At 35.4% G+C, this 20,143-nt stretch carries 12 protein-coding genes; 8 read left to right on the top strand and 4 right to left on the bottom strand.

The genetic code is table 11. The features are described 5' to 3' along the window. Nucleotides 1-276 precede the first annotated feature (276 nt). Both K7G79_RS06920 and K7G79_RS06925 read left to right on the top strand, forming a co-directional pair. The gene (locus K7G79_RS06920) at nucleotides 277-9,975 is read left to right on the top strand and encodes a T9SS type B sorting domain-containing protein (protein WP_223550452.1); all 9,699 of its coding nucleotides are present in this window, start codon (nucleotides 277-279) and stop codon (nucleotides 9,973-9,975) included. Nucleotides 9,976-10,001: 26 nt separating this feature from the next. Further along, nucleotides 10,002-11,015, top strand: coding sequence for a type IX secretion system membrane protein PorP/SprF (locus K7G79_RS06925; protein ID WP_223550454.1), 1,014 nt, complete (start codon nucleotides 10,002-10,004; stop codon nucleotides 11,013-11,015). 241 nt (nucleotides 11,016-11,256) lie between these two features. Here the strand turns inward: K7G79_RS06925 and K7G79_RS06930 are convergent, their stop codons facing one another. Further along, the gene (locus K7G79_RS06930) at nucleotides 11,257-12,072 is read right to left on the bottom strand and encodes a 2,3,4,5-tetrahydropyridine-2,6-dicarboxylate N-succinyltransferase (RefSeq protein WP_223550456.1); all 816 of its coding nucleotides are present in this window, start codon (nucleotides 12,070-12,072) and stop codon (nucleotides 11,257-11,259) included. A 308-nt stretch (nucleotides 12,073-12,380) separates the two neighbouring features. Here K7G79_RS06930 and K7G79_RS06935 point away from each other — a divergent pair, with 308 nt between their 5' ends. From K7G79_RS06935 to K7G79_RS06955, 5 genes are all read left to right on the top strand, one after another. Continuing rightward, on the top strand, nucleotides 12,381-12,635 hold the full coding sequence (locus K7G79_RS06935; RefSeq protein WP_223550458.1) for a hypothetical protein: 255 nt from the start codon (nucleotides 12,381-12,383) through the stop codon (nucleotides 12,633-12,635). A 104-nt stretch (nucleotides 12,636-12,739) separates the two neighbouring features. Further along, on the top strand, nucleotides 12,740-13,156 hold the full coding sequence (gene ruvX / locus K7G79_RS06940) for a Holliday junction resolvase RuvX (protein WP_223550460.1): 417 nt from the start codon (nucleotides 12,740-12,742) through the stop codon (nucleotides 13,154-13,156). Between the two features lie 388 nt (nucleotides 13,157-13,544). Beyond that, nucleotides 13,545-13,781, top strand: a complete 237-nt coding sequence (locus K7G79_RS06945) for a T9SS type A sorting domain-containing protein (RefSeq protein ID WP_223550494.1) — start codon at nucleotides 13,545-13,547, stop codon at nucleotides 13,779-13,781. A gap of 227 nt (nucleotides 13,782-14,008) precedes the next feature. After that, nucleotides 14,009-14,599 carry a peptide deformylase gene (gene def / locus K7G79_RS06950; RefSeq protein WP_223550461.1) on the top strand — a complete coding sequence of 197 codons (591 nt, stop codon included), beginning with the start codon at nucleotides 14,009-14,011 and terminating at the stop codon, nucleotides 14,597-14,599. 54 nt (nucleotides 14,600-14,653) lie between these two features. After that, nucleotides 14,654-15,085: a DUF5606 domain-containing protein gene (locus K7G79_RS06955; protein WP_223550463.1), complete on the top strand. Its 432-nt coding sequence runs from the start codon at nucleotides 14,654-14,656 to the stop codon at nucleotides 15,083-15,085. Between the two features lie 50 nt (nucleotides 15,086-15,135). Here the strand turns inward: K7G79_RS06955 and uvrA are convergent, their stop codons facing one another. Beyond that, entirely contained in the window at nucleotides 15,136-17,976 is a 2,841-nt protein-coding gene (gene uvrA, locus K7G79_RS06960; RefSeq protein ID WP_223550464.1) for an excinuclease ABC subunit UvrA, read from the bottom strand. 120 nt (nucleotides 17,977-18,096) lie between these two features. Beyond that, the gene (locus K7G79_RS06965; protein ID WP_223550466.1) at nucleotides 18,097-18,447 is read right to left on the bottom strand and encodes a hypothetical protein; all 351 of its coding nucleotides are present in this window, start codon (nucleotides 18,445-18,447) and stop codon (nucleotides 18,097-18,099) included. A 384-nt stretch (nucleotides 18,448-18,831) separates the two neighbouring features. Here K7G79_RS06965 and K7G79_RS06970 point away from each other — a divergent pair, with 384 nt between their 5' ends. Then, a complete protein-coding gene (locus tag K7G79_RS06970) occupies nucleotides 18,832-19,356 on the top strand; it encodes a hypothetical protein (protein ID WP_223550468.1) in 525 nt (174 codons plus the stop codon). 16 nt (nucleotides 19,357-19,372) lie between these two features. Here K7G79_RS06970 and K7G79_RS06975 read toward each other — a convergent pair whose 3' ends face one another. Beyond that, on the bottom strand, nucleotides 19,373-20,086 hold the full coding sequence (locus K7G79_RS06975; protein WP_223550469.1) for a hypothetical protein: 714 nt from the start codon (nucleotides 20,084-20,086) through the stop codon (nucleotides 19,373-19,375). Between the last annotated feature and the right edge of the window lie 57 nt (nucleotides 20,087-20,143).

The raw sequence follows: 20,143 nt of genomic DNA on the forward strand, positions 1-20,143 counted from the left end.
ACAAAACTTTTTATATATTTCATAAAATGTAATAAAAAAACTACTTTAAATTATAAAATACTTGATTAAAGTAAAAAAAACATCGATAAAAAGCACTTTTTTCAATTAATTTTATAATTGTTCCAAAAAAATTTACGATATTTACTCCGTTTAAAAGCATAAATAATAGATGAAAGTTTTTAATTATATGATTTCAACTACATATTAATGTTTAAACACTAAAAAACAAGACTTTTAATTTCCCCAGTTAAAAGTTATGAGAAAATATCGGCAACCATGAAAAAAACTACTTATGTAAAAACTATTCTTGCTTCTTTCTGCTTTTTGCTACTGGGCTTTTCGGGTATAGCACAATCTTACAAGCCTTTTTCCTTAAGGAGAAATGTTGAAGTAAAGGGAAGCATGCTTGTTGTAGGTAATACAATATTAGGTGAAAACAATCTTGATTTTAATGATCTTAATAGGGACAATCAAGATATTTCAATGCAGTATATTGACATCGATAGTGATGCTTCTACCTATAGTTCTAGTAGTGCCGATTTGTCTTTGCATCTTCAGCCAGATGGTAGTGCAACAACGTGTTACAGAGTTGCTTATGCTGGGTTGTATTGGGGGGCTATATTGCAAAGTGGTAGCAGGGCAGATATTGATAAAGTAAAATTTAAGTTACCAGGAAGCACTACTTATGTTGATATTACTGGAGAAATAGTTTATGATGCTATTGTATCTCCAATTCCAGCTGAAACTGGCGAACCAAGCAATACACCTTACGCATGTTATGCAGAAGTAACCGATTTATTGTCAGCTTTAACTGATATTGAAGGAACTTATGCTGTTGCTAATGTCACTTCTAGTTTAGGATTTAATCATTCTACGGGTTTATCGGCAGGGTGGACTCTAATCGTGATTTATGAAGATCCTAATCTACACACAAAATCATTTAATATTTTTGATGGTTTTAGTCACATATATGATGGACACCAAGAAACCGTTCCTGTAACAGGTTTTGCTACTCCGCCCGCTGGAAATATTGATTTACAGTTTGCATATGCTGCATTGGATGGTGATAGGACTAAACGTGCCACAAAGTTAGAAATTAATGGTAAAGAGGTTACCACACCATTAAGATCGGCTAATAAGTTTTTTGGTTCGGTAATTGAAAATGAAAATGGTGTATCACATCCAAGGGTTCCTTATAGTTCTAACACTTTGGGCTATGATACTGGTTTTTTGGAAATTATTAATTCTGAACCAGAATTTATCAAGAATGGTAATACTTCTGCAGACTTTAGATTGCAAGTGGCAAAGGGACAAGCTGATCCCATTTTTACTTTTTTAGGAGCTTTTGCCGTAGACATCATTGCTCCAGATATTGATTTGACCAAAGTGGTTTTAGATACTGCTGGAGATGATATTGATGGTGGTGATGTGTATTTGGGAGACCAATTATTTTATGAAATAACCTACCAGAGTGTTGGAAATGATAATGTTACTGAGTTTACTATAAAAGATGTACTACCAGACAACATTGTATTTGACCCCAATACCGATATTGATTTATCTAATGCAGGTGGAGCTATGTTACAGTCTTGGGATCCTGATACCCGAACGTTGATTTTCAGTATACCAGACGGATCTGTTGAAGTAAACGATCCCTCTTATGTTATTCGTTTAGCAGTTCAGGTGGTACCTAACTGCTATGACTTAAGTCAGGCTTGTTCGAATGAAATAAAGAATCAGGCTTTCGCTACCTATAGAGGGGTAATTAATCCAACTATAATTGAGGAGGAAGGTAGCTTTGCTACTGAGGAGTGTTTAGGTGTTCCAGGGTCTACAAACTTTATTGTAGATATATCCAATTGTGATTTTACTAGAACTGAAATATTGTGTGGAAGTAGTGTTGTTTTAACCGCTGCTTCTGGGTATGATAGTTATTCTTGGTCAACAAGTCCAACAGGAACACCTGTAATAGGAACTGGTCAAACCTATACGGCAACTGCCGTTGGAACTTACTATGTAACTAATACTACATCATCTACCTGTATTTCGATTGAGGAAGCTATAACTGTATCCCTATACGGAACTACACAAAACAATCCCGTTATTCCGTATGCTGATCAAGTGGTTACTTGCCCAAATGATGGGAAGCAATTGCCATATATTTTCTTATGTGGTGCAAATGAAACCAGAACAATAAACACAGGGATTAGCGATGCAGCTTCAATTGTATGGGAGCAATTGGATGAAAATAGTTGTCCTGCAATGACAATTGATGATTGTGCTAACGAAAATGATTCCTGCACATGGAACCAAGTTGGGACAGGACCTGATTATATTTCAAATACAGCAGGAGAATTTAGGCTTGTAATTACTTATCCTGGCGGATGTTTTAGTATTTTCTATTTTAATGTATACCAAAACTTATTAAATCCAACCATATCGGCTGAAGATATTATTTGTACTAGTCCCGGTAGTGTAACTGTTGGTGGGGTGCCTTCAGGCTATGAATATAGCTTAAATCCTAATGGACCTTACCAAGCGTCCAACACTTTTTCCATAAATACACCTGGCTATTATACCGTTTATATACAACAAACTGTAGCCAATTCGTTTCCATGTACATTCCAAACCCCTAGTATATATGTTAGACTTCGTGATGCGAACCTAACTACTGTGGTCACACAACCAGATTGTAATGGTGATAAAGGCAGCATTCAGTTGCAAGTTAACGACGCACTTCCACAATATTATTACAGTCTATCATCAGGAAGCACTTTAATAAATAGCATTGGGCCAATCAACGATAGTGATTACACCTTTTCAAATTTAAATCCAGGCACTTACACTTATAATGTATCTACAGATGATGGTTGTGTTTTTACAGGTAATATTGATATTATAGATACTCCAGTAATAACAGTTACGGCAGCTTTAACCCAACCCTTAACCTGTACTGATGGCGAAATAACCATTTATCCTGTTGGAGGAACTCCACCATATAACTATTTTATTAATAGTACGACAATTTCACAAGATTATCCGGAATACGTAGTTACTACAGCAGGGACGTATAATATTACTGTACTGGATTTCAATGGCTGTGAAGCTACTACATCAATCACTGTTGATGGTATTTTACCGCCAGAGTATAACATAAGCCAAACCAATATTTTATGTGCTGATGATCCGAATAGTGGTTCAATAACCGTTAATGTGACCAACGCCAATGGCAATAACTTAATGTACAGTATTGACGGCGGAGCTACCTTTGTGAGTTCTCCTGTATCTTTAGGACTTTCAGCTGGTAGTTACGATGTTGTAGTACAATATACTTATGATGCCGATGTTTGTGCTACCATAGCGCAAACCATTACCATAACGGCGCAAGCTCCAATAACAGGAACAGCGACTTTAACCACGCCATTAACTTGTATAACCAATGGTGTTATAACAGTTTCCGGAGTCACAGGAGGAACGTCGCCTTATGAATACAGTATCGATGGTGTGAATTTTCAATCTGGAAATACGTTCTTAGGCTTAACCAATGGTACTTATACTGTTACTATAAGAGATGCAAGTGGATGTTCTTCAGCATTGGCACCTATTACAATTGATGCCCTGGATCCGCCAACCGACATGGACTTTAGTAGTACACCATTAACGTGTCCTACAAACACTTCCGATGTTACTATTACCAGTACTACCGGTGGTACAGCGCCTTTGGAGTACCAAATCATTGCACCTTCTGGATCGACAACGGCTTATCAATCCTCAAATGTATTTACAGGATTGGCACCAGGCACTTATACCTTCCAAGTAAGGGATGCCAACGATTGTACTTATAGTGAAAGCTTTACCATCAATTCATTACCTGTGTTAACAGTAGTGGGACAAGCTTTAAGTAATGTTACTTGTTTTGGTGCTTCAGATGGTACTGCCCAATTTACAGTTTCGGGAAGTTCAGGATTTACCTATACCTTAAATGGAGGGGCTTCAATAGCAGGAGCTTCACCAATTAGTTTAAACGGATTGGCTTCAGGTAGCTATACAATAGTCATTACAGATACAGCCACTAACTGTACAGCAACCGATACGGTAACCATAAGCGGACCACCAACCGCATTAACAGTTACTACAACAGAATCGCCAATTACTTGTAATGCTGATGGTAGTGTAACAATTACTGCATCAGGTGGTTGGGGTGGCTATAGTTATGAACTAGAACAACCAGATAGTTCTGTATTAGGCCCTCAAGGCAGTAATACGTTTGGAGGACTTACGCAAACAGGAACTTATACGGTTACGGTTACCGATGCCAATGGTTGCGCTGTTACAACGACTTTCAATTTAAGTACACCAAGTAATCCAACGGCAACGATAATCAATGCCGATTACTGTTTTGATGGGACGAATGCCTCTTCTCTTGAAGTGAGTGCTTCAGGAGGGAATCCACCATATGAATATAGTATTAATGGAAGTGTATTCCAAACGAGTCCAATTTTTTCAAACTTAACACCAGGGATTTATGATATTATAGTAAGGGATTCCTACGGTTGTATTTTTAACTTACCAACAGAAACTATCTCTGATCAATTAACAGCCTCGGCTAGTTTGTTAAAAGGATTGGATTGTACCATTAACCCTGAAGCTCAAGTTGATATTACGGTTTCTGGTGGTACAGGTCCATATAATTATGAAGTATCGTTTAATGGCGGTGCGTTTACAGTAACAGGAAACCCAATATACACCTACAATAATGCGCAAACAGGGAATTACCAATATAGAGTTACTGATGTTTTGGGCTGTATCGCTTTAACAAATGTGGTGACAATCCAACCAATTACAAATCCTTCAGCTACAGCTACTGCCACTGATGTTTTCTGTAGCGGAGATTCCAGTGGTATTGTAACCATTGATATTAATGAAACAGTGGGGACGCCTCCTTACGTAGTAAGTTTTAATGGTTCTGGATTTACTTCACAGACTATATATGGTGGTTTAGCTGCTGGGTCATACAACTATATTGTACAGGATTCTAATAATTGTGTGTTTAATGGTTCGGTAACTATTAATGAACCAAGTATTATAACACTGGGATCAGAAATAATTACACCCATTACATGCGGTGTAGGAGGTAATGTACTTGGAGCTATACAAATTCTTAATGTAACAGGAGGAACACTTAATTATACCTATACGCTTTTAAATAGTTCTGGAGCTATAGCTACTACATCTTCAACCAATCCGTTTGGGCCTACATCAAATGATAATGTCACTTTTAATGACTTGGATTTCGGTAATTACTATCTAAGAATCATAGATGGTAATGGTTGTGAGTATAATTTTGGTCCTTATTTAGTGGCTTCTGATGTTGATAATCTGGATATTAATACTAGTGCAGGAGGAACCTGTATTGCAGGAGTAGAATATAATGTTGAAATAGTTAATGGTACAGGACCATTTAGGACACGCATTTATGATGGTACAACGATTTTTAATCCAACCGATGGGGTTTCACCTAACGGTTTACCAACCTCTAATGTTTCTCCTAGTGAAAGGAATCACCAATTTTCTGGTTTATTGTTCGATGTAAGCTATGTTTTTGAAGTATTAGACACTAGTACAGGATGTACTTATATAGAGGAAGTGCCAGCCGTTCCAAGTCCATCATCCATAGAAGTAGCTGGAACACCTACAAATGTTACCTGTTATGAATTACCTGCTTTAAATAATGGTAGTTTTGATTTTACTGTTTCAGGTTATGATGGAACAGACTTGTCTTGGGAAGTATTTGAAAATTTGACCAATATGACTACAGGAATAATTGGGAATGTTGCTGGTTTAACAGGAGCCGATTACAGTAACAGTGTATCTGGATTAGCCCCAGGGGATTACTATTTGTTAGTTTCTGAAACTGATTTGGGGTCAACACAATGTACTGCTATTGTAAATTTCCAGATAACAGAACCAACAGAATTAATACTTGCCGAAGTCGTTAATACAAATGCCAACTGTAACCAAAATGCTCAAGTAGCAGTAAATGCTAGTGGAGGTACACCGCCTTATGAATACGCTTTCGTCGTTGATAGTGTTTTACCCAATGCAGGAGATTGGAACACAAGTAATCTAGCATTCTTAGATGCTGGTGTTAGTTTGGATTGGGATGTTTATGTTCGTGATTCAAACGGATGTAATATTGCAGTACCGCTTGATGTGACTATTGCGACAGATCCCACACCAACAGTGATATTGCCTGCTATTGCAGATGACCAATGTACTTCAGATGGTAGCTCATACACATTTACCGCTACACCTGGTGGAGGAGAAGTAACACCTGTTACCTATAGTATAGATGGGGTGAATTTCCAATCTAGCGCTACTTTTATAGTTTCAGCTCCAGGTACTTATACCGTAACGATGAGAGATGGAAATGGTTGTACGGCAACCGATACAATTATTATTTATCCGCCTATACAAATTAATGCTCAAGTAACCACACTGCCTTCATGTACTAACAATGATGGTGTCATTACAGTAACAGGTTATGGCGGTTCTGGAAATTACACTTATGAAATAACCTCTGGACCTGTTTTAGTAGGATCTCAAGCATCGAATGTGTTTAATAGCCTACCAAGCGGCACGTATACCATAACCATAGCAGATATAACGACGGCCTGTACAGATCAAGTAGATATTATTCTGGATGCTGCAACTCCAGTTGTGTTTACACTTGTAGGAACAGATGTGAGTTGTAATGGTGGTAACGACGCTACTATTACTGTAAATTTGCCAGCAGGCAACGATAATCCACCATATACTTATGAGATTACTTCAGGACCTGTGTTAGTAGGGCCACAAAGTTCAAATATATTTACAGGATTACCAGCTGGAAATTATGATATTACTGTTTCTTCGGGTAGAAATTGCAGCACTACAGAACCTATTGCTATTGGAGAACCATTGTTATTAGGGGTTTCAGGATCTGCAACAGATTTTGCATGTGCACCAGATAACTCAGTAAACACGTCAACACTTACCATAGTTGAAAGTGGAGGAACTGCTCCATTCACTTACAGTATAGATGGTACTAACTATTTTACTACGAATACTTTTGATATTATAGATACCGGCAGTGTTCAAACCATTACTATCTACGTAAGGGATGATAACGGTTGTATCGCATCAAATTCTGTAAACATTAACCCGCTACCTGCATTGACTATGGCTTCTGTAGCTATAGCCACGCCAATAGATTGTAATAATACAGGTACAGTTTCAATAGCTGTTACTGGAGGTTCTGGTAATTTTAATTATCAACTATTACCTAGTGGTACGCTTCAAGCATCGAATATTTTTGCTATTACTGATCCAGGCACCTACTATTTCCAAGTTAATGATTTAGATACTGGTTGTAGTATAGCTACTCCAGCATTAACAATCGCTCCATTTGACACTATAGAAGTTATTGCTAATGCAACTACGCCAGTAACTTGTTTCGGTGACAATAATGGTGCATTCGAATTTACTATAATTGGTTATTCTGGTAACTATAATTATGAAGTTTTTGATAGTTCAGGAATATCTATAAGTGGAATTTTGGCGGGTAACACATCAACCAACCCTCAAGTAGTTAATGGTATGACTGCGGGTAATTATTATATTGAAATTACAGAAATAGCTAGTCCATTCTGTTCAACAACATCAAATATGGAAACTATAGCATCACCAGTGTCTGCATTAATGCTTTCGGTTAACGAAACGTCCAATGTTACCTGTAATGATAATCAAGGCACAATTACTGCTGTAGCAAGTGACGGATGGGGTGGTTACCAATATGAATTAACAGGTGCTGCAACGGTAAACTATTCATCAAATGGAACTTTTACAGAACTTTCAGCTGGGTCTTATACGGTTAACGTTATGGATGCTGGCGGCTGTATCGTTTCAGAAAATATAACACTTAATTTACCGACACCTATCGATGCTACAATAACAGCCACACCAACATTATTAAGCTGTTTTGGAGATACTAATGCAACCATTACGGTTAGTAATGTAACAGGAGGACAAGGTAGCAATTACAGTTACACATTGAATATGCTCGCTCCAACTGTAAGTTCATCTGGGCCTCAAACATCACCAATATTTAATGGTTTAGGGGCGGGAACATATAATGTGACCGTTACGGATGGTTATAACTGTTCGTTTACCACACCAGACCTGATCATCGATGAACCGACTCAAATAATAGCCTCTTTGGTAACGGCAACCACACAGACCTGTTTAAACGATACCACACTAACATTGAGTGCTACTGGAGGCACAGGAACTTATGACTATAGTGACTCTGCATCATTTACAAGTGTTTTGGGTTCGTTTACAACATCAACCACATTCTCTGTTCCTGCTGGTACCTATGCTTATTACGTTAGGGATGCCAACGGTTGTATAGCTGTTGTATCTAATGAAATAACCATTGAGCCTTTGGAGCCATTAACCGTGAATTTAGATACTACCAATGCTACTGTTAACTGTGCTGGAGATTCTACTGGAGTAATTGTTGCCGAGGCACAGGGCGGTTTAGGCAATTATTTATATACACTTCAAGATGGTGGTGGAAATGACATTCTTGGTGCGACACAAAATAGTCCAGGGGTCTTTACAGATTTGCCAATAGGAACTTATCAAGTACATGTGGAAAGCATAGATTGTGAAATAACTTCGGCCACTGTAATAATCACCGAACCATCTGAGCCGTTGGTGGCACAATATACGGTAACCGATATTACCTGTAATGGGGAAAATGATGGTATTATTGAAGTCATCGCCTCAGGTGGTACAGGCATTATTAAGTATGCCATAACACCCCGATTGGATCAGTTCTTTGATGAAGCTATTTTTGATGAACTTTCACCAGGGTTTTATGATATTATTGTTCAAGATGAATTGGGATGTTATATATTACTTGAAGATATTGAAATTGTAGAGGCAGCTCCTGTAATATTGAGCATAGTACCAAACTCTATATTACCCGAAGTTTGTGAAGGCGACATGGATGGTGAATTCAGTATAGATATTTCAGGAGGAAGTTTACCATATAGTGTAGCTTTAGACGATATAAATGGCACTTATACTACTGGTGTAGCTACACAAACCCAATTTGATTTTGTTGGTTTAGTAGGTGGCGACCATATCGTATATGTACGTGATGCCCAAGGTTGTGAATCAGAATGGAACATTACGTTTCCAGAATCAGTAAGAATTAATCCTGAAATAATCGTTGAGTTTGGTTGTACTAATAATTTATCAACCAACACAGTTACAATATCTATTGATAATAGCATAACCAATCCATCCGATGTAGATTATTCATTGAATGGGGGTCCTTATCAGGTGAGTAATGTCTTTACCGATGTACCTGCAGGCATGGGTCATTATATAGACGTTAGGCATACCAATGGCTGTATACAACAGACTGATCTGTTTGACATACCAGCATATGAGCCTTTGGAGGTCGCTCTTGTGGAAAGTACCAATATTAATGAAATTGTTGCCATCGCAACAGGAGGAACCGGTGATTACGAATTTGCATTCAACGGAGAGTCCACAGGAAGCACCAATACCTTTCAGATTTACGAAACTGGAAACTACACAGTAGTTGTGACCGATAGCAATGGCTGTACGGCCGAGGCCTCAGGGTATTTTGAATTTGTGGACCTCTGTATACCGAATTATTTCACTCCAAATACAGGAGACCAGTGGGGTCCTGGATGCGGTAAGGACAGCTATAAGGATTTAACCGTAGACATCTATGACCGTTATGGACGTATTGTGGCCAGGTTACGGGTAAATGATACTTGGGATGGTAAATATAATGGCCGTGAATTGCCAACAGGTGATTATTGGTATGTAATAAAACTAAACGACAATAAAGACGATCGGGACTTTGTAGGGCATTTTACCTTGTACCGATAAGAATGTTAACCCTCAAACATGATATTATGAAACTTAAAAACCTACTTATATATGTTCTGCTTACTACTGCAACCTTTGGTTATGGTCAGGAGCTTAATTTGCCTGTATATACACAGTATTTGGCCGATAACGATTTTGTGGTCTCACCAACCTTTGCAGGTATAGGAGATTATTTGAAGATCAGGGCAAATGGATTGACCCAATGGGTTGGTATCAAAGATGCACCAGATAACCAGTCAGTATATGCAGATATCCGAATTGGTGATCGTTCAGGACTCGGAGCTTCTTTTTACAATGATCGTAACGGTAATACCATACAAACAGGATCCAAGTTTTCATTTGCCCACCATTTGATTTTGGATGTGACGTCTGAACAGTATCTATCGTTGGGAATTTCATTGAACGTTAATAATTTTAGAATTGACATCAATAATTTTGTGGGTTATGATAGCAATGGGAATCCAATACCAGCATCGGCGCTAGGTATTGAAGACGATAGGGCACAATCTAATTTAAACTTCGATGTAGGGGCTTTGTACCGATTTAAGGATTTCTTTATTAGTTTGAATTTAAACAACATCCTTGATAAAAGTTTGGATGAATTTAAGGATATTCAAAACCAGATTTTTCAGGAAGAGCCACGGTTTTTACTGAATTATCAAATTTATGCGGGCTATGTGTTCGGAAAGCCTATACGTAATGGCCTGCAATTTGAGCCCTCTATATTTTACCAAATGTTTACCAGTGACAAGCGTTCTAGTACGGACTTCAATTTTAAGGTAAAGAAGTTTGGTAGGAACGACAACTATGTGTTTGGAGGGATATCCTATCGTTTTTTGAACGACCAATTCTTAAAACCGCTCAATGTTGGACCTATGCTGGGGCTAAATCAAAATAAGTTCTATTTTGCCTATGCTTACCAAATCACGGCTAATGGTTTGTCTGCCTATAATTCTGGAACTCATGTGGTTACTATTGGATTGAATTTCTTAAGGGGCATTAGTAATTGTCCTTGTACCAAAACTAGGGTGAGGTATTAATTGAAGTTGGCAATAGTGTTTATTTGTTTTCTTCTTATTTAAGTCTTTTAATTTGTAATGTGTATAATTATTTCTTCTTTATTTAGGACAGATAACAATGAAGTGCAACTCAGTATATGAGTATTAATAATACTCACATCCTTATATTTTACTGATAAAGGATATTTATTTTTAACCAAACTAAAAATGGAAGGTCAATTGACCTCCCATTTCATTTTGTTACTTGTTAATAATTTAAATTCTAAACCGCTACATCATGCTCACGTAGGGCATCATTTAAAGAGGTTTTCTTATTGGTACTTTCCTTACGTTTACCAATTATTAAGGCACAAGGCACATTATAACTGCCAGAAGGGAAGGCTTTGGCATAACTACCAGGAATAACTACAGAACGTGCTGGTACGCGACCTTTCATTTCAATTGGGGTATCTCCGGTTACGTCAATTATTTTGGTTGATCCTGTTAAAACCACATTAGCCCCTAAAACAGCCTCGGTTTCTACATGTACACCTTCTACCACAATACAACGTGAGCCAATAAAGGCGTTATCTTCTATAATTACTGGCGCAGCTTGTAGAGGTTCTAACACACCTCCAATACCTACACCACCAGATAAGTGTACATTTTTGCCAATTTGCGCACAACTACCCACAGTAGCCCAAGTGTCTACCATTGTACCTTCATCTACATAAGCACCAATATTTACATAACTGGGCATTAAAATCGTGCCACTTGAAATATAGGCACCATGTCTAGCAACCGCATGTGGAACGACCCTGATTCCTTTTTGTGCATAACCCTTTTTTAAAGGGATCTTGTCATGGAACTCAAGAGGTCCAGCTTCAATAGTTTCCATTTTTTGTATGGGAAAGTATAAAACAACCGCTTTTTTAACCCACTCATTAACTTGCCATCCATTATCTAATGGTTCAGCTACGCGTAATTGGCCCGCATCTAATAAGTTGATAACCTGCCTTATGGCATTAATGGTTTTTTCGTTGTTTAATAAGGATCTATCCTCCCAAGCCTGTTCTATGGTTTGTTGTAATTCTGTCATTGGTCATTAAATTTTCACAAATATACTAGCTATAGTTATTTTATGGAGTAATTTATTGATAAAAATCCTATTGGTTTATTGGTAATTTGGTAACATAAAATCATTGTTTTTACTTTGAACGTATTAATTTTTTTGATGAAGTGCATTAATGGTGTCTTTTGGTCGGTAAAGTAGTGGTTTTTATCAGTTTATCGGTAGAAGTAATCACATTTTCTAATAATCGAAAATACCAAATGCTACAACTAATTTTTTGTATTTGAGGGGTTTTACTGTTCTATATTTGAATAAGAAATCAAAACCCAAATCTGATGAAAACTTTATATATAACTTTAATCTTAGTACTTTCTTTCACACTTTCTAATGCACAAAGTGAAGTAGAAACAAAGCAAGATGCTCAAGAAATTGTTGTAAAGACATTGGAAATGGATGTTGAAATAGATACTTTAAAATTAAAGGAAGCTATTTCTAAAACCAGTGATATTAAAAACTTTTTAAACAGGGAACGTAAAGTTGAAAATATTAAATTGGTTTTCCCTAAAATTAACAGACGTAAGATCGCTTAAGCTTAGACATATTCAAATATTAATAGAGGTTAAACTTTTGAGGAAAGATCATCGTATTTAGATGATCTTTTTTACTTTTACGACTATTTTTGACTTTTAAAGATATGGGACGTATTTTAGCTTTAGACTACGGATTAAAAAGAACGGGAATTGCGGTTACCGATGAACTTCAAATCATTGCTTCAGGTTTAACTACAGTAGATACAGACAAGTTGTTATTGTTTTTGCAGGATTATCTCGATAAGGAGAAGGTAGATTTGTTTTTGGTTGGAGAACCTAAGCAAATGGACAATACCCCTTCTGAAAGCGAAGCCTTAATCAAGCCGTTTTTGGATAAATTAACTGAACAATTTCCCAATATTCCTATAAAAAGAGTTGATGAACGCTTTACTTCTAAAATGGCTTTTCAGACCATGATAGATAGCGGAGTTAAAAAAAAACAGCGTAAAAATAAAGCCCTTTTAGATGAAATAAGTGCCACATTAATTCTGCAAAGCTATTTATATTCAAAAATTTTGTAATAAAATACGTTATAATTTTTTTGTTTAATTTAATTCATCAAAACATAAAAACACTATTACCTAATATTACTTCCTTTTTTGTCGTAAATTTTGTTAGTACTGATCCATGTCCAGATGGAGGAATAACTTCATTAAGCGGTACTCAAATTGTTTTTACTTACACTTCATTTAATTCTTCGTGAGTAGATATTCCAATGCCAATTATCATAGATGGAACTTCTACTTTTGACTTAGATCCATTTTCATGCTCTTAAGGTTTTGCAGCATACAATCTTACCAGTGGACCTGCAATATCTGAACTAGATTTTACGGTTACCAGTGGATTTGATACTACATGCTATTATAATGAAGGTAATTTTCCTATTGAAGAATTTATTTTAAATAAAACATTAAACATTTTCAAAACCCCTTACGACATGAAAAAGATATAACAGTGTCGTTTGGAAGCCCCATTATTGTAAAAGCTAGTGTTTATTGCATTACTGGTAAAAAAATATTTAAGGTTAATATTGAAAACCAGGATAGAAAAGCGATTAATTTAACCAATTTGGTAAATGGCGTGTATATGCTAAAGATTGAAAAAGGCGTAGCCTTAGTAACACGGAAAATAGTTATAATGAAATAATTTTTGTTTTCTGACAAAAATAAAACTCCTTTTTTAAAGGAATTTTTTATGTTTTTATTTCAGCAAACAACATAGGTAATGTATCTCTGTAAACTTAAATTTTATATAAAATAAACAAAATTTAATTTCAATTTTTTAGAACATATTATTTTTCGTTTATTTTATACGAATTTATAAATGAAAATTTTCATGTATTTTTGTGCGACTAAAAAAAGCAAATCAGGACAATGATTTTACCTATTGTAGCCTATGGCGATCCAGTGTTAAGGAAAAAAGCAACCAATATTTCAAAGGATTATCCAAATTTAGATGTTTTATTGACAAATATGTTTGAAACTATGTACAATGCCTACGGGGTAGGATTGGCTGCTCCACAAATAGGTTTACCAATCCGCCTGTTTTTGGTAGACACATCGCCGTTTGCTGAAGATGAAGAACTTTCAGATGAAGATAAAGATGCTTTAAAAGATTTTAAACGCATATTTATAAATGCTGAAATAGTAGATGAAGAAGGGGAATCTTGGGCATTTAGCGAAGGTTGTTTGAGTATTCCAGATGTTCGAGAAGATGTATTGAGGCAACCTAAGATAACGATTGAATATTTTGATGAGAATTTTAATAAACATACTGAAACTTTTGAAGGTTTGATTGCTAGGGTTATTCAGCATGAATATGATCATATTGAAGGTGTTTTGTTTACCGATAAACTTTCAGGTCTTAAAAAAAGACTATTAAAGAGTAAGCTAAACAACATTTCAAAAGGGAATATTCGTGTGGATTATAAAATGCGATTCCCAAATCAAAAAAAGAAAAGGTAGAGTTTGTAATCTATAGATAAAAAAATATATTTGTCCCCTTTCAAACAATAATTTATGAGCTTAGAAAAGATATTGGCAATATCTGGAAAACCAGGATTATATAAGTTAATTACCCAAACACGTAGTGGCTTTGTAGCAGAATCACTAATCGATAAAAAAAGACTTTCGGTAAGAATTCAACAAAATGTAAGCTTACTTAGTGAAATAGCAATTTATACTTTGACAGAAGAAGTGCCCCTAAGGCAAGTTTTTGAAAATATTAAGCAAAAAGAAAAAGGAGCTAGAACAAGTGTTAATACTAAAGACAGTAAAGATAAACTTGAAGAATACTTTTTTGATGTTTTGCCAGATTATGATGAAGATCGGGTTTATGCCAGTGACATAAAAAAGGTTATTCAGTGGTATAATCTGTTACACGAACACGACATGCTAGATGATTTAACTACTGAACCTGAAACCACCAAAGTTTCTGAAGAGGAAGAATAATGAATTGCATGGCTTATTTTTTTATTAAAATAAGCCATTTCTTTTCTATTTTAAGATTTGGTTTTCAATTCCTTTCTAAGAAATTTCGCGGTATGACTTTTAGGATGTGTCATAACCTCTTCTGGAGTTCCTTCGGTTACAATTTTACCGCCTCGTTTTCCACCTTCATAACCTATGTCTATAATATGGTCTACGGTTTTAATAACATCCATATTATGTTCTATAATAAGAATCGTATTACCTTTATTAACTAATTTGTTAAGAACCAACATTAGGACTCTAATATCTTCAAAATGAAGTCCAGTAGTGGGTTCATCTAAAATATAAAATGTGTTCCCTGTATCGCGTTTACTTAATTCGGCAGCCAGTTTTATGCGCTGTGCCTCACCACCAGAAAGCGTTGTGCTTTGTTGTCCCAAGGTAATATAACCCAAACCAACATCTTTAATGGTTTTAAGTTTATTGTGAATTTTGGGAATGTGTTCAAAGAAACCTACCGCTTCATTAATAGTCATATTCAACACATCACTTATCGATTTTCCTTTGTATCTAATTTCAAGTGTCTCCCTATTAAAACGTTTGCCTTGACAGGTTTCACATTCTACATAAACATCTGGTAAAAAGTTCATCTCAATAACGCGAAGGCCACCACCTTTACAAGTTTCACAACGTCCTCCAACAACATTAAAGCTAAAACGGCCAGCTTTATAACCTCTTATCATAGCTTCAGGAATTTTAGCAAATAAAGCCCGTATTTCACTAAAAACACCGGTATAGGTAGCAGGATTACTTCGTGGTGTCCTACCAATGGGAGATTGATTAATGTCAATGACTTTGTCAATATGTTCCAAGCCTTTAATACTTTTGTAGGGCATGGGCTTTTTTACACCGTTAAAATAGTATGCATTTAAAATAGGATAAAGCGTTTCATTGACTAAAGTAGATTTGCCACTACCAGAGACTCCTGTAACTCCTATCATTTTTCCTAAAGGAAACTTTACTGAAATGTTTTTAAGGTTGTTACCAGTACATCCTTTTAATTCTAAAAACTTATTATTTCCTGAACGACGCTTTTTAGGAATTTCTATGGTTTTGGTACCGTTTAAGTAATCGGCCGTAAGGGTGTGGTGTGTTTTTAATTCATCTGGACTGCCTATACTAATAATTTCACCACCATGCCTACCAGCTTTAGGACCAATATCTACAACATAATCGGCGCGTTCTATCATATCCTTGTCGTGTTCTACTACAATGACAGAATTTCCAATATTGCGAAGTGATACCAAGGAATTGATTAACTTCTCATTATCACGTTGATGCAGCCCTATACTTGGTTCATCCAAGATATAAAGTACGCCAACTAATTGTGAACCTATTTGCGTAGCTAAGCGTATACGTTGAGCTTCGCCGCCTGAAAGAGACTTAGAACTACGATTTAATGATAGATAGTCTAAACCAACATCCAGTAAAAATTGAAGTCTTGATTTTATTTCCTTCAAGATTTCTTCTGAAATTTTGAATTGCTTTTTTGATAAATGATTTTCTAAATCATTAAACCACTGTGCCAATTCAGCAATATCTATTTTAGCGAGTTCAGCAATGTTTTTGTGGTTAATCTTGAAGTATAGAGATTCTTTTTTAAGTCTAGAACCTTCACAAACAGGGCATGTAACTTTATCCATAAAGTTCTTAGCCCAGCGCTTTAATGAGGTAGATTCAGCACTTTTATATTGGTTTTCAATAAAATTAGCTACACCCTCAAATTCAATTTTGTAATTTCTGGTAACTCCTAAAGTTTTACTTTCAACCGAAAATTTTTCATTGCCTCCATACAGAATTATATCTTTTGCTTCTTGCGGAATGGATTTCCAAGAATCACTCAGTTTAAAATCATATCGTTGCGCTATCGTTTCTAGCTGTTTAAAAATCCAACTATTTTTTTCAGGACCATGAGGTACTAGGGCTCCATTCTTTATAGAAAGTGTTTCATTAGGGATAATCTTTTTTTCATTAATTTGGTATAATGTTCCAATGCCATTACAATTATTGCAGGCTCCTTTAGGTGAATTAAATGAAAAATTGTTGGGTTCTGGATTCGGATATGAAATGCCTGATGTAGGACACATCAATTTTCGACTAAAATAGCGTAAAGTATTAGTATCCTGGTCAATAATTAAAAGGACATCATTACCATGGTACATGGCCGTATTGATACTTTCGGTAAGACGTTTGTCATTGTCTACAGTATCATCAATTTTTAATCGGTCTATAACAATTTCTATATCATGAGTTTTGTACCGGTCTAAGCGTATGCCTTTAACAAGATCTCGTATTTCACCATCTGTTCTAACTTTTACAAAGCCTTGTTTTGCAATTTGTTCAAATAATTCGCGATAATGTCCTTTACGGGACTGTATAACAGGAGCTAAAATGTTTATACGTTTACCGTTAAAATTTTCGAGTATTAGTTGTTTGATCTGATCATCGCTATAGATAACCATTTTCTCACCAGTATTATAACTGTATGCATCACTTGCCCTAGCAAATAATAAACGAATAAAATCATAGATTTCGGTGATAGTGCCTACAGTAGATCTTGGTGATTTGCTGGTTGTTTTTTGTTCTATGGCAATAACAGGGGAGAGTCCATCAATTTTATCGACATCAGGACGCTCCAAACCTCCTATAAACTGTCTTGCATATACCGAAAAGGTTTCAATATAGCGTCGTTGCCCTTCCGCGTAGATAGTATCGAATGCCAATGATGATTTGCCGCTTCCGGATAAGCCTGTAATGACAACTAACTTTTCACGAGGAATAGATACATCAATGTTTTTAAGATTATGTACCCTTGCCCCTTTTACTTCAATAAAGTCCTCAAATTGGCTCATAAATTTGCAAAAGTGCAAAGTTACGATTTTAGATGTTAAAATTTATGTAAGGTTAGTTTACCTTTTTTTCTATATGTTTTTTACCTATGATCATTACAAATTCTTAAGAGTACAAATAAGTTACGATTTAATAGTGGATAATTCTCCAGATTCTACAGCAGCTTTGTAGTTGGCTTTTACCTTTGTTAAGAATCCAAAAAATTTTTTACCGTCTTGTTTTTCTAATATAACATAAGTATCTCCCTTTTTGTTGGTAATCAATTCCTTAATAACCACAGCATTGCCATAGAGACTTTTGTAGTTAGCTACCTTACCTCTTTTGGCAATAAAATTTTTCTTAGGAAAAGCAATATGGTTATAGGATTGTCCAATAGGTGCATTGATTGTTAATTTGTCGCCAACTTTAGGCTTGTCTTGTGCATTAATTGTCAAAGATGCTAAAAAAATGATAGTTAAAATTAATCTATTCATATTTATATTTTTAAGGATTTGAATTTTCATCAAAAATAATGGAAAAGATTATTTAAGTCAACTTGCTTTGTTTTGTGTTTATTTATTACTTAAAGAGAGGATCCCCTATAAATTTTAAGGGTAACAATTTGTAAGGGTTGTTAAGATGAGGATATAATGCCTTGTTAAGTAGTATTTTTTTATAATAGATTGAATTTACTACTTTTACCCCTTAAATTATAAGGGTTACCTTTTTATTTGCTACGTTAATAAATTTAACAAAACTTTATGAATTTTGACCTGGAACTTAATGAGAATCTTGAATTTGTATAGTATTATTGTGTTGAATTTACTAGTAAATATTTTGAAATAATTATTTTTAAGGAATTATAAAAGGTATTAGATATGAAATTATTAGGTATAGGATCAAGAATTTATCATTCAGAGTATGGGAAAGGGGTAATAACCAATGTAACATCACAACATTATTGGGTGACATTCATTGACAACGGATTGGAAACTATAGATTTAGATAGTGAATTTAATATTATAGAAGCTGCTGATGGTGATGTTGATACGGTTAGTTTTTTTGAGGTTCAAACCAGTTTGGTCCAAATTTTAAAAAAGTGGAGTGATGTTAGTGAAGTAGTACCTATAGCCGATAAATGGAAAGGAGGTACTATGATTTTACAACCTGCCGATACGTCACTACAAAATAAGGAATTACCAATAGATACGTTTTTTCATAAAATTACCATGGTTCGCGATCGTTTACGAGTTATGGAACAACGAATCAATTCCAGTAACTTGGATGAACAAGGTAAAATAGATTTACAGCAATACATTACCAGAATATATGGTAGTTTAACTACGTTTAACGTATTGTTTAAGTCGAAATCACATCAATTTGTAGGACAAAAAGGGAAGTAAGCTGAAAGATAAAAGTCTAAAGAGACGTTTTAATATTGTCAATTTCTAATCCAAAAATCAAAAACCGGTGAAGCTGGGGTAATTGAGCACCACTTTCTGTGGTAATCCAATTATTCCATGTAGCTTCTATACCATCAATTGGCAAAAGTGATGTCCACATTTTAAATGCTTTTGGTTTATTGGCACTATCAAATAGCCACAAATAAGAATCCTCGGTAGCTATGCCGTCTGTTTCATAAGTTACAAGCAACGCATCTTCATTATTATAAGAAACTAGTTTACGTTCTACACCTTCGTCAAACACTTTGTATGGTGCTACAAGCCAAAAGGAATCATTGTTAAAGTAATTTATAGCTTTTTCAATAAGTTCTTCCGCCATCTCCCCATCAATTATGAATCCATGAACGTATGCTTTATGCGCATTAGAGTCCTTTAAATTAAGGTTTACTTTAAAATCCTTCCATAAAACATCACAGGTCTCTTTGCTTTTGTACCACTTATAATGTCGACGTTTCTTAAAGGTCCATTCTATATAGTCAGTATTCTTATAGGCATCATAGTCCAATGCATTTAACATTTTATGTGCCAAGGCATCTGCCTGTTCTCCTGAAGTTCCTATAGGCAAGGGTTCGTTATATTTATAGTATAAAAACGCATATAATAACAAACTTGGCAATGTTATAAATACCAATGCCCCAAAAGTTACTTTTAGTATTTTTTTTAATCTCATATTATGCCCCAATTTTAGGTTAAAAACCTAAATCTTATCCAACTAAGGTATTAATTG

This window comes from Aestuariivivens sp. NBU2969 (assembly GCF_019931125.1).
Lineage (GTDB): Bacteria > Bacteroidota > Bacteroidia > Flavobacteriales > Flavobacteriaceae > Aestuariivivens > Aestuariivivens marinum.

Excerpts from the sequence above, each read along its gene's own strand:
- K7G79_RS06920 (WP_223550452.1), top strand. The coding sequence starts at position 277 with ATGAAAAAAACTACTTATGTAAAAACTATTCTTGCTTCTTTCTGCTTT.
- K7G79_RS06925 (WP_223550454.1), top strand. The coding sequence starts at position 10,002 with ATGAAACTTAAAAACCTACTTATATATGTTCTGCTTACTACTGCAACC.
- K7G79_RS06930 (WP_223550456.1), bottom strand. The coding sequence starts at position 12,072 with ATGACAGAATTACAACAAACCATAGAACAGGCTTGGGAGGATAGATCC.
- K7G79_RS06935 (WP_223550458.1), top strand. The coding sequence starts at position 12,381 with ATGAAAACTTTATATATAACTTTAATCTTAGTACTTTCTTTCACACTT.
- ruvX (WP_223550460.1), top strand. The coding sequence starts at position 12,740 with ATGGGACGTATTTTAGCTTTAGACTACGGATTAAAAAGAACGGGAATT.
- def (WP_223550461.1), top strand. The coding sequence starts at position 14,009 with ATGATTTTACCTATTGTAGCCTATGGCGATCCAGTGTTAAGGAAAAAA.
- K7G79_RS06955 (WP_223550463.1), top strand. The coding sequence starts at position 14,654 with ATGAGCTTAGAAAAGATATTGGCAATATCTGGAAAACCAGGATTATAT.
- uvrA (WP_223550464.1), bottom strand. The coding sequence starts at position 17,976 with ATGAGCCAATTTGAGGACTTTATTGAAGTAAAAGGGGCAAGGGTACAT.
- K7G79_RS06965 (WP_223550466.1), bottom strand. The coding sequence starts at position 18,447 with ATGAATAGATTAATTTTAACTATCATTTTTTTAGCATCTTTGACAATT.
- K7G79_RS06970 (WP_223550468.1), top strand. The coding sequence starts at position 18,832 with ATGAAATTATTAGGTATAGGATCAAGAATTTATCATTCAGAGTATGGG.
- K7G79_RS06975 (WP_223550469.1), bottom strand. The coding sequence starts at position 20,086 with ATGAGATTAAAAAAAATACTAAAAGTAACTTTTGGGGCATTGGTATTT.